The following is a 10,695-nucleotide window of genomic DNA, read 5'->3' as shown; positions in this document are numbered from 1 at the left end:
TCGACAAACAGTCGGTTGTCCTTGCCGCTGCGGCCCGGATCTCCCGGCTTGCCAAGACAATGCGGCTCCATCTTCGCCCATTGGGCGTCAGTCAAAACGTATCGGTCCATCCCAAGCTTGAATCACAACCAAGCCCCGATGAGAATCCTGAATCCCAACAGACCCTAGGTCGACAGCGACCTAGTGCAAAACGCTGCCTTCGCGCTCGGCAAGGCCGTGATCGACCGCTGCGGCGTAGGCCTTTGCAAGCTCCGTCTCGAGGTGCTCGTTGATCAGCAGCAGCGCGCGCACGGCACCGCGCAGGTCGCCGTTGCAGCTTGCCACGATCTCGTCGATCGGAGTGTCTTTGGATCTCAAGCTCATCGAAATTCTCCGGTTCAAATCAGGACAAATCCAGCCGGTCTTTCCCGCACCCCCTTGGGGTTGCGAGCAGGATCGGCGCCCACCCGCGTCTAGATGGCGGAACCGACCGTGGCGATTATATGGAAGCCGCGATGATGAGTGCATGAAGCTGTTTCGAAGCTTGCGCGCTGCGGGGAGTAGCATTGATTTCGTTGCGTTTTTCCCGCTGGAATTATGCACATATCCACAGCCCCGGCATTTCAAGTGGAGCGCCGGGTCTCCCTGCGCGAAACTGCCGCCGCCAAGCCCCGTAACTGCCCTGTGTCCTGGATCGCCCGGATTCTCTCCATGATCGTGATGTCAGTCGTGACCGCGCTGGTCCTGCTGGCGCTGGTTACGCAGGCCGGCGTCCTCGCCGTGCAACGCGCCTTTCCACCGCAAGGCCGGATGATCGAGGTCGATGGCGCTGTGCTTCACGCCGTCGATATCGGCCCGCGCGATTTCAACATGCCGATCGTGATGCTGCACGGCGCGAGCTCCAACCTGGAAGCGATGCGGCGGCCGCTCGGCGATCTCCTCGCCAAGAACCATCGCGTCATCCTGATCGACCGTCCCGGCCATGGCTGGAGCACCCGCGCGCGGCGGCAGGATTCGACGCCGGAGGTCCAGGCGCGGATGATCGATGAGGCGCTCGGCAAGCTCGGGATCGCTCGCGCGGTCTTCGTGGTGCATTCCTGGAGCGGCGCGCTCGGCGCGCGGTTGGCCCTCGATCATGCCGTCCGCGTTGCGGGCCTCGTGATGCTCGCGCCCGTCACACATCCCTGGCGCGGCGGCGTCGGCCGCTACAACGAGATCATCGCAACGCCGGTGATCGGCCCGCTGCTGGCCTACACCGTCACGCTGCCGCTGGGCTATTTCGTTGCCGAGGCCGGCGCGCGCGGCGTCTTCCTGCCACAGACGATGCCGGATGGTTTCGTGCATGACTCCGCGACGCCACTGCTGCTGCGCCCGCGCGAGTTCATCGCCAATGCCTATGATCTGGTGACGCTGAAGGAAGCGGTCGCCGCGCAAGTCGCCCGCTACGGCGAGATATCGGCGCCGGTCACGATCATCGCCGGCGAACCTGACAAGACGGTGAAGACCAACATCCACGCGCGCCCGTTCGCCGCGACTGTCCAGAATGCAAAGCTGATCGTGCTGCCTGATCTTGGCCACATGGTGCAGAACGCGGTGCCGGATCTCGTGAAGACCGAGATTGAGACGATGATCGGAAAAATCGTCCCGGCGCCGGCGGTCGCCGATTAGAGCGTTTTCGAGCGAAGTGGATACCGGTTCGCGTGAAGAAAACGCGTCAAAACAAGACGGTGGAGCTTCGGTTCTGATTCAATCAGAACCGAAGCTCCAGCGACCGTCGTTCGCGCGCTTACTGCTTGATCTTCCCGTCCTTGTCGAACTGCGACACATAGGTCCAGAGATTGTTGATCTCGGTCTGGTTCTTGATGCCGGCGAACGCCATCTTGGTACCTGGGATCTTGGCCTTGGGGTCCTTGATGTATTCCTTGAACTGGGCCTCGTTCCAGGTAATGCCCGAATTCTTGTTCGCGTCGGAGTAATTGTAGTCCGGCGCGGTACCGGACTTGCGGCCGTCGAGGCCGTTGAGTTCGGGGCCGACCTTGTTCTTGGCGCCTTCGCCGATCGCGTGGCAGGCCAGGCATTTGTTGAACGACGACTTGCCGGCCGCGGCATCCTGCGCCATCGCGGCAGGTGCGGTGGCAATCGCGGTGAGGATGGTCAGTGCGCCAAAAATCAGTTTTGTCATCGGGTGCTCTTCGTCTCTTCCCTGGGGTCTGGTTAGTTACTTGCCTGATCGGCAATCGTCGGACCTGCCGGTTTTGGCAGGCCTGCCCGGCTTGGACAAGCCGCTAAACCATGACAGGTTTCACGATTTCCTACTTGTCCCAGAGCGAACTCGCGCAAGATCGTCGATCCGACTTTCGGATGGCCTACCCAAACCACCGCGGACGTGGTTGATTTGTCGCGACAAATCGATCATGCGGCGTCAGCCGGAAGGATACGCCATGAAGGATGTGATATGGCCATCATGATGCCTGCGAGCGACCAGGCCGTGCTCGCGCGCCGCGCTGAGATCGTGGCTGCATTGCGCGCAATCGTCCCAGGCGAAGGCGTGATCGACAGCGCCGCCGAGATGCGGGCCTATGAATCCGACGGGCTGACGGCTTATCGGCAGCCGCCGATGGTCGTGGTGCTGCCCGACACGACCGAGCAGGTTTCGCTCGTCCTGAAATATTGTGCAGGGCGGGGCATCAAGGTGGTGCCGCGCGGTTCCGGCACCTCACTGTCCGGCGGCGCGCTGCCGCTGGAAGACGGCGTGCTCCTGGGTCTCGGCAAGTTCAAGCGCATCCGCGAGATCGATTTCGACAACCGCGCCGTCGTCACCGAACCCGGCGTCACCAACCTCGCGATCAGCCAGGCCGTCGCCCATGCCGGGTTCTACTACGCGCCGGATCCGTCCTCGCAGATCGCCTGCTCGATCGGCGGCAATGTCGCGGAGAATTCCGGCGGCGTGCACTGCCTGAAATACGGCATGACCACCAACAACGTGCTCGGCTGCGAGATCGTGCTGATGAGCGGCGAGATCCTGCGCATCGGCGGCAAGTCGGCGGAGAACACCGGCTATGACCTGATGGGCGTCATCACCGGCTCGGAAGGGCTGCTCGGGGTCATCACCGAGATCACGGTGCGCATCCTGCAAAAGCCGGAGACGGCGCGCGCGCTGATGGTCGGCTTCGCGCAAGTCGAGGCGGCCGGCGAATGCGTGGCGCGCATCATCGGCGCGGGCATCATTCCCGGCGGCATGGAGATGATGGACAAGCCTGCGATCCACGCCGCGGAGGCCTTCGTCCATGCCGGCTATCCGCTCGATGTCGAGGCGCTCCTCATCATCGAGCTCGACGGTCCCAGGATCGAGGTCGACGAGCTGATCACGCGCGTCGAGACGATTGCGAATGCTTGCGGCTCGACCACCTGCCAGATCTCGACCTCGGAGGCCGAGCGCAATCTGTTCTGGGCCGGCCGGAAAGCTGCGTTCCCCGCCGTCGGCCGCATCTCCCCCGACTATCTCTGCATGGACGGCACCATCCCGCGCGGTGCGCTGCCGAAGGCGCTGGCGCGCATCCGCGAGCTATCGGAAAAATATCAGCTCGGTTGCGCCAATGTGTTCCATGCCGGCGACGGCAATCTGCATCCGCTGATCCTCTATGACGCCAACAAGCCCGGCGAGATCGAGCGCGCCGAAGCCTTCGGCGCCGACATCCTGCGCGCCTGCGTCGAGTTCGGCGGCGTGCTCACCGGCGAGCACGGCGTCGGCATCGAGAAGCGCGATCTGATGCCGGAGATGTTCAGCGAGATCGACCTCAACCAGCAGCAGCGCCTGAAATGCGCCTTCGACGCGCAGGGCCTGCTCAATCCCGGAAAGGTGTTTCCGACCCTGCACCGCTGCGCCGAGCTCGGCCGCATGCATGTCCACGCCGGCAAGCTGGCGTTTCCGGACATCCCGCGGTTCTAGCGTCGCCCCGCAGCAACGCGCCAAATTTGATTTCCGCTGCAAACTTGGATACCGGCTCACTCGTGGATACGCTCAGGGTTAGAGACGCCAAAGACGTCGAAGAGGTGGTGCGCGCGGCGATTGCCAATGAGCAGCCGCTCGAGATCATCGGTCATGGCAGCAAGCGCAGCATCGGTCATGCGATGGCGACCAACGCCGTGCTCGACGTCTCCGCGCTGAATGCCATCACCGCCTACGAACCCAACGAACTCATTGTCACGCTCCAGGCCGGGGCGCCGCTGGCCGACGTGCTGTCGCTGATCGATGCCAAGAACCAGCAATTCGCCTTCGAGCCGATGAACACGGCGCCGCTGCTCGGCACGCCCGCGCTCGGCACCATTGGTGGCATGATCGCGGCTGGCCTGGCCGGTCCGCGCCGGATCAGGGCGGGCGGGGCGCGCGACCATCTGCTCGGGGCGCATGCCGTCTCCGGTTTCGGCGACAGCTTCAAGACCGGCGGCAAGGTGGTGAAGAACGTCACCGGCTACGACCTCTGCAAGCTTCTCGCCGGTTCCTGGGGCACGCTGTCGGTCATGACCGAGGTCACGCTGAAGGTGATGCCGAAGCCGGAGGCCGAGCGGACGCTGCTGCAGCGCGGGCTCGACGATGCCGCCGCCAACAAGGCGATGACCGCGGCGCTCGGCTCGCCCTTTGACGTTTCCGGTGCCGCGCACCTGCCAAAATCGGCGTTCCGGACCAGGACCGAAGGTCTCGGCGATATCGCGGGCCAGGGCGAGGCGCTGACCGTGCTGCGGCTCGAAGGCATTACTGCCTCCGCCGCCCACCGAGCTGGCTCGCTGCGCGAATTGCTGGCCCCGTTCGGAACCGCGACGCTGGTCGAGGACGTCGCGTCCGCGGCGCTATGGGCCGCGATCCGCGACGTCCTGCCGTTCGCTGCCAGTGGCGCGCTGGGGGCCTGGCCGGTCTGGCGGATCGTCTGTCCGCCGGCGTCGGGCGCAGCTCTGGGGACGCTGCTGGCGCGCGAGACCGGCGGCGACGTGATCTACGATTGGGGCGGCGGACTGATCTGGGCGGCGTTGCCACCGAAGTCGGACGCCCACGCCCCGGCCGTGCGCGAACGTACGAATGCGGTCGGCGGGCACGCCACGCTGATCCGGGCGGCTGAGGACATCAGGCGCGGTGTCGACGTGTTCCATCCGCAAGCCGTTGGCATCGTCGCGTTGAGCGAACGAGTCCGCGCGAGTTTCGATCCGAAGACCATCCTCAACCGGGGCCGGCTGACGCGGGGCGCTACGGCATGAAGACCGAATTCTCACTCGCGCAGCTCGCCGACCCCGACATCGCGGAAGCCGACAAGATCCTGCGCGCCTGCGTCCATTGCGGCTTCTGCACCGCGACCTGTCCGACCTATGTGCTGCTTGGCGACGAGCTCGATAGCCCGCGCGGCCGCATCTATCTGATCAAGGAGATGCTGGAGAAGGACCTGACGCCGACGGCTGAAGTGGTCAAGCATGTCGATCGCTGCCTGTCGTGCCTGTCCTGCATGACGACCTGCCCCTCGGGGGTCAATTACATGCACCTTGTCGACCAGGCCCGGGTCAGGATCGAGCAGCGTTATGAGCGGCCGCTGACGGAGCGGCTGCTGCGCCGGTTGCTGGCCTTCGTCCTGCCCGACCCGCGGCGTTTCCGCGTGAGCATGGTGCTGGCGCGGCTGGCCCGCCCGCTGGCCGTGCTCCTGCCGACGCCCCGGCCATCGGCCACGCCCGGCCTGATCCAACGCCTCAAGGCGATGCTGGCACTGGCGCCGAACCGGCTGCCGCCGCCGGGACCCGCCGCCGGCAGTGTGTTCGCAGCGCTCGGCAAGAAGCGTGGCCGGGTCGCGCTGCTCCAGGGCTGCGCCCAGCAAGTGCTGGCGCCGCGCATCAACCAGGCCGCCATCAATCTCCTCACGCGCCACGGCATCGAGGTCGTCCTTGTCAGGGACGAGCAGTGCTGCGGCGCGCTGACCCATCACCTTGGTAACGACCAGGACGCACTGGCCCGGGCTCGCGCCAATATCGCGGCGTGGCTTACGGAAGCGGCCGGCGAGGGGCTCGACGCCATCCTGGTGACGGCGTCCGGCTGCGGCACCGTGATCAAGGATTACGGCTATCTTCTGCGAGAGGACGCTGCGTTTGCCGCCGACGCGGCGAAGGTCTCCGCACTCGCCAAGGACATCACCGAATACGTCGCCGGCCTCGGACTCGCGGCCACCGCGCGACAAGACAACATCGTCGTCGCCTATCACTCAGCGTGTTCGTTGCAGCACGGGCAGAAAATCACGGGCCTTCCGAAAGAATTGCTTTCCAAGAATGGATTCGTGGTGAAAGATGTGCCGGAGAGCCATTTGTGTTGCGGTTCGGCGGGGACCTACAACATTCTCCAGCCCGAGCTTGCGGGCCGGTTGCGCGATCGCAAGGTCGCCAACATCGCGAGCGTCAAGCCGGACATGATTGCCACAGGCAATATCGGCTGCATGGTGCAGATTGCCAGTGGCACGTCAGTTCCGGTCGTACACACGATTGAGCTTCTCGATTGGGCTACGGGCGGATCGCGGCCGGCATTGAACGCGCAAGTTTGAGCTTTCAAAGGCCTGAGCTTTCGTCCGGAGGTGACGGCTGAAGACGCCCGATCGACCATTGTTCGGCGGCAACAGGAGGACCACGATGGCGAAAGCGAAGAAGAAGAAAAGCAAGAAGGCCAAAAAGGCCAGGAAGGCTGTAGCGGCGAAGAAGACCGCAAAGAAGGCAGCCAAGAAGTCCGCGAAGAAGTCTGCCAAGAAAGCCACCAAGAAATCAGCGAAGAAGGCCGCGTCGAAGAAGGCCGCAAAGAAGTCGGCCAAGAAGGCAGCTCAGCCGGCTGCACCTAAGAAGGCCGCCAAGAAGGCTGCCAAGAAAGCGGCACCGAAGAAGGCGAAGGCAGCTCCCGCGCCGAAGCCGTCAGCGCCAGCAACTCCGGCTCCCGAGCCTGCCGCCGAGACAAGCTGGGCGATGCCTTCGTCTTCTGCGGAAGCGACGCCGGCCGAGGGACAAGGTTAGGCCAAAGGCTGGATCCAATCCGACGACCATGATCGACAACAGGAAGGCCGCAGCGGTGATGCTGCGGCCTTTTTGCATCGGCGCGACGGCGCGCGGAGATTGTCTTGTCCGGGAGCAGCCTGATTCGTCGCGCGGACAGCACGGTACCGCGGGTCCCGTACTAACCCGGGCATGTCTGTGCGCTTTGCAATGCAAATGATGTGATCGGGAAGACACACAGGCTGACAACCTTTCGTGGAATCGTCAGAACGCCCAAAAAGTCAGCAGATGCCTGCGATATTTGCTTCACGGTTCACGTCACCCCATCCAAATTGCCGCGGTTACGAAATTTGCAATCAGGTCGTGCGTTCCGGGGGGCTTCCGGGATCCGACTAGGGTCTTAGAACTGGTGATGGGGATCGAAATGAAAAAAGTGGCTTTGTTGGCAACGGCGCTGGCAATGGTGACGGGTTCGGCTTTCGCGGCAGACATGGCGGTGAAGGCCAAGAAGGCCCCGCCGGTGGTTGCGTTTGACCCCTGGGATATCGCCTTCGGCGGCGCCATCATGAGCGACTACATCTTCCGCGGCGTCACGCAGTCGAACCACAAGCCGTCAGTCGCGGCCTATTTCGAGCCGCGCTACAACGTCAACAAGGACCTCCAGCTCTACGTCGGCGTGTCCGCCGAGAGCATCTCCTTCGCCAATCGCGCTGCTGCTGAAGTCGACATCTACGGCGGTATCCGCCCGACCTTCGGCGCCTTCGCCTTCGACATCGGTATCTGGGGCTACCTGTATCCGGGCGGCAGCTGCGCCGACAACTTCCTCACTGGCGGCATTCCCGGCGGCAACGTCTGCGCTGTCAGCACGACCACGATCTTCCTCGCCGACGGCAACGTCATGAAGAAGGACGTCAGCTTCCTCGAAGTCTACGGCAAGGTGAACTACACCATCAACGACAGCTTCACGGTCGGCGCGACCGAGTATTACTCGCCGAACTTCCTGAACTCGGGTGCCTGGGGCAACTACGCTTCGTTGACCGCCAAGTACACGGCGCCCAGCACAGCCTTCGGCGCCTCCGGTATGGGCATGTACGTGTCGGGTGAATTCGGCCGGCAGTGGTTCGGTACCTCGGACGCCTTCTACGGCACCGGTGTCGGCACCGTTTTCGCCAACGGTATCCCCTACAAGGACTACAACACCTGGAATATCGGCATCGGCTTCACCTACAAGGTGTTCACGCTGGACTTGCGTTACTCCGACACCGACCTGAACAAGGGTGACTGCAACGCCTTCACCAGCGCCTTCAACGCCACCGGCACCACCAACGTCACCGCGATCAATCCGGGCGGCGCCGGCTCCAACTGGTGCGGCGCGGCCGGCATTGCCAAGCTGTCGTTCGACCTGACGGCGATGAGCAACCTGAAGTAAGCTTCTTCCCGAAGCGACTAGATAAGGGCGGCAGGGCAACCTGCCGCCCTTTGCTTTGGGTTGGGGTCTGCGAAAGGGCGTGGCCTTCATGGTTCGAGACGCGCCGTAAGGCGGCGCTCCTCACCATGAGGGTTGGGATTTCGCCGCGGGGCAGGACCTCATCCTGAGGGCCCGCCAGAGGCGGGCGTCTCGAAGGATGGGCCGCACGGAAGCCGCCCATCGGTCCTTTGAAAGCGATAGCCCGCGGGCCATCGCCGTTGCGCCTCAGCGCGCCGCGCTCGGCTCCTTCTCGACCGGCACGCCACTGTCACCGAGAACGTGGATCGCGCCGTGCTTCACCATCGTCACCTTGCGGGTATGGAAGGCGTCGAGCGTCGAGCGGTGGCCGATGGAGACGAGGGTAGCCTGTGGCAGCTTCTCCGTCAGCAGCCGGTACAGCCGGGCCTCGGACGGTTCGTCCAGCGAGGCCGTGGCCTCGTCCAGGAACAGGTAGTCCGGCGCGTGCAGCAGCGCGCGGGCGAGCCCGAGGCGCTGCTGCTCGCCCAGCGACAGCATCCGATTCCAGTGGCCTTCCTCCTCGAGTCGCTCGGCGAGGTCGGGCAGCCCGACCGCGATCAGCGTGTCCCTGACGCGTGCGGTTTCGAATGCGCCCGGCGCGGCCGGATAGACCACGGCGTCGCGCAGCACGCCGACCGGGAAATACGGGCGCTGGGGGAGCATCATCAGCTTCGCCTTTTCCGGGACGAAGATGGTGCCTGTGCCGAACGGCCAGATGCCGGCGATGGCCCGGAACAGCGTCGACTTGCCGGAGCCTGACGGTCCGGTCACCAGCACGCGCTCCGGCGTCTGGATGGAGAAGGCGTCGGCGGCGACCAGCGGCGTGCCGCTCGGCAGGTTCACGCAGAGCTGTTCGAGTGCGATAGTGCGATTGACGCCGGCGGGCTCGATGGCAATCGCCGGCTCGTGCGGCGGCAGGTTCGCGGCCGCATCGACCGACATCTCGAAGCCGTCGAGGCGCGCGACGATCGAGCGCCATTCCGCCAGCGACCGGTACGCCGTGACGAAGAACGACAGTGCGCCCTGCACGCTTGAGAAGGCGGAGGCGGTCTGCATCATGTCGCCAAGCTGAATCTTCTTGGCGAAAAAGGCCGGCGCCACCAGCACGTAGGGAAAGATCACGGCGGCCTGCTGATAGCTCGCGGTGAACGCGGTGAGGCGCTTGGTCCGGCTCATGATGGCGTACCAATTGCCGATCACGAAGCCGAAGCGCTCCAGCAGGCGGCCGCGCTCGGCGCCTTCACCCTTGAGCAGCGCGATCTGCTCGGAGTTCTCGCGGACGCGGACGAGGTTGAAGCGGAAGTCGGCCTCATAGCGCTGCTGTTCGAAATTGAGATTGACCAGCGGCGCCCCGATCCAGTGCGTCAGCGCGGTGCCGAAGATCGCGTAAACCAGCGCGCCCCAGCACAGATAGCCGGGGATCACGAGGTCGGCGCCGAACAGGTGCAGCGGCGCAGCGTTGGACAGGCCCCAGAGGATGATCACGAAGGAGAACAGCGTCACGATCGACGAGAGTAGGCCGAGCCCGATGGTCAGGGTCTGCTCGACGAAGTTCTTGACGTCCTCGGTGATGCGCTGGTCCGGGTTGTCGGCTGCATCGCCCTTGAGCTGCATGCGGTAATGGGTGGCGCCTTGCAGCCATTCGCCCAGATAGTGCCGGGTCAGCCATTGCCGCCAGCGGATCTGGAGCCACTGGTTCAGGTACAGCTTGTAGACCGCCAGCGCGATGAAGGCGGAGGCGAGGCCGACGAAGATCCAGATCTGCGTGACGAAGGCATCCCAGTCGCTATTCTGGAGCGCACTGTAGAACCGGTTCTGCCATTGGTTTACCAGGACGTCGATCGCGACCAGCGCCAGCTCCATCGCGATGACAGCGGCGAGCAGGCCGCGGCCGGCCCATTTGTCCTCCGATCGGAAATAAGGGGCGGCGATTCGCCAGACGATCGCGAGCGTGGCGCGGATGTTCTTCACAGAGCTGGGTCTCCTGAGGGGATGTGCACAACTGCCCGGGGCCAAAGATTTGGGGCGCGACGGCGGAAATGGGCGCGCTTAGACTAAAGTCGCAGGTTCTGCAATTTGCGTTGGCTTGTCGCAGCTTGCAACCCTAGCATGGGCCTCAACGGCGCGGGGTGGGGTGCTTCGGGATTTCGCGGGCTTGTGAGCGGGAGGGGAACCGCTGCATTCGTGAGGAATTCGCGTCCAACTCGGGGGTTATCGCTTCAGCG

At 64.2% G+C, this 10,695-nt stretch carries 9 protein-coding genes; 6 read left to right on the top strand and 3 right to left on the bottom strand.

All coding sequences use genetic code 11. From position 1 onward, the window contains the following. Window positions 1-180: 180 nt before the first annotated feature. The gene (locus tag IVA74_RS12595; RefSeq protein WP_247343677.1) at window positions 181-363 is read right to left on the bottom strand and encodes a hypothetical protein; all 183 of its coding nucleotides are present in this window, start codon (window positions 361-363) and stop codon (window positions 181-183) included. Window positions 364-690: 327 nt separating this feature from the next. Between IVA74_RS12595 and IVA74_RS12590 the strand changes: the two genes are divergently transcribed. Continuing rightward, window positions 691-1,647, top strand: coding sequence for an alpha/beta hydrolase (locus tag IVA74_RS12590; protein WP_247343674.1), 957 nt, complete (start codon window positions 691-693; stop codon window positions 1,645-1,647). A 118-nt stretch (window positions 1,648-1,765) separates the two neighbouring features. Here the strand turns inward: IVA74_RS12590 and cycA are convergent, their stop codons facing one another. Further along, window positions 1,766-2,161: a cytochrome c-550 CycA gene (gene cycA, locus IVA74_RS12585; RefSeq protein WP_247343671.1), complete on the bottom strand. Its 396-nt coding sequence runs from the start codon at window positions 2,159-2,161 to the stop codon at window positions 1,766-1,768. Between the two features lie 273 nt (window positions 2,162-2,434). On the opposite strand from cycA, the gene IVA74_RS12580 reads away from it, so the two are divergent. From IVA74_RS12580 to IVA74_RS12560, 5 genes are all read left to right on the top strand, one after another. Beyond that, on the top strand, window positions 2,435-3,928 hold the full coding sequence (locus IVA74_RS12580; RefSeq protein WP_247343668.1) for an FAD-linked oxidase C-terminal domain-containing protein: 1,494 nt from the start codon (window positions 2,435-2,437) through the stop codon (window positions 3,926-3,928). Between the two features lie 62 nt (window positions 3,929-3,990). Continuing rightward, window positions 3,991-5,229 carry an FAD-binding protein gene (locus IVA74_RS12575; protein WP_247343666.1) on the top strand — a complete coding sequence of 413 codons (1,239 nt, stop codon included), beginning with the start codon at window positions 3,991-3,993 and terminating at the stop codon, window positions 5,227-5,229. Next, window positions 5,226-6,548, top strand: a complete 1,323-nt coding sequence (gene glcF, locus IVA74_RS12570) for a glycolate oxidase subunit GlcF (RefSeq protein WP_247343663.1) — start codon at window positions 5,226-5,228, stop codon at window positions 6,546-6,548. The genes IVA74_RS12575 and glcF overlap by 4 nt, the downstream gene beginning before the upstream one ends. An 85-nt stretch (window positions 6,549-6,633) precedes the next feature. Beyond that, window positions 6,634-7,005: a histone gene (locus IVA74_RS12565; RefSeq protein WP_247343660.1), complete on the top strand. Its 372-nt coding sequence runs from the start codon at window positions 6,634-6,636 to the stop codon at window positions 7,003-7,005. A 403-nt stretch (window positions 7,006-7,408) separates the two neighbouring features. After that, window positions 7,409-8,413 carry a TorF family putative porin gene (locus tag IVA74_RS12560; protein WP_247343657.1) on the top strand — a complete coding sequence of 335 codons (1,005 nt, stop codon included), beginning with the start codon at window positions 7,409-7,411 and terminating at the stop codon, window positions 8,411-8,413. A gap of 264 nt (window positions 8,414-8,677) precedes the next feature. On the opposite strand, the gene IVA74_RS12555 is transcribed toward IVA74_RS12560, so the two are convergent. Next, window positions 8,678-10,441 (bottom strand): ABC transporter ATP-binding protein/permease, encoded by a 1,764-nt coding sequence (locus IVA74_RS12555; RefSeq protein WP_247343652.1) that lies wholly within the window; start codon window positions 10,439-10,441, stop codon window positions 8,678-8,680. Window positions 10,442-10,695: the final 254 nt, after the last annotated feature.

The organism is Bradyrhizobium sp. 132 (assembly GCF_023074185.1).
Lineage (GTDB): Bacteria > Pseudomonadota > Alphaproteobacteria > Rhizobiales > Xanthobacteraceae > Bradyrhizobium.
The sequence above is the reverse complement of the archived record's forward strand: the minus strand, read 5'-3'. Positions and strand labels throughout refer to the sequence as shown.

Excerpts from the sequence above, each read along its gene's own strand:
- glcF (WP_247343663.1), top strand. The coding sequence starts at position 5,226 with ATGAAGACCGAATTCTCACTCGCGCAGCTCGCCGACCCCGACATCGCG.
- IVA74_RS12560 (WP_247343657.1), top strand. The coding sequence starts at position 7,409 with ATGAAAAAAGTGGCTTTGTTGGCAACGGCGCTGGCAATGGTGACGGGT.
- cycA (WP_247343671.1), bottom strand. The coding sequence starts at position 2,161 with ATGACAAAACTGATTTTTGGCGCACTGACCATCCTCACCGCGATTGCC.
- IVA74_RS12595 (WP_247343677.1), bottom strand. The coding sequence starts at position 363 with ATGAGCTTGAGATCCAAAGACACTCCGATCGACGAGATCGTGGCAAGC.
- IVA74_RS12590 (WP_247343674.1), top strand. The coding sequence starts at position 691 with ATGATCGTGATGTCAGTCGTGACCGCGCTGGTCCTGCTGGCGCTGGTT.
- IVA74_RS12580 (WP_247343668.1), top strand. The coding sequence starts at position 2,435 with ATGGCCATCATGATGCCTGCGAGCGACCAGGCCGTGCTCGCGCGCCGC.
- IVA74_RS12565 (WP_247343660.1), top strand. The coding sequence starts at position 6,634 with ATGGCGAAAGCGAAGAAGAAGAAAAGCAAGAAGGCCAAAAAGGCCAGG.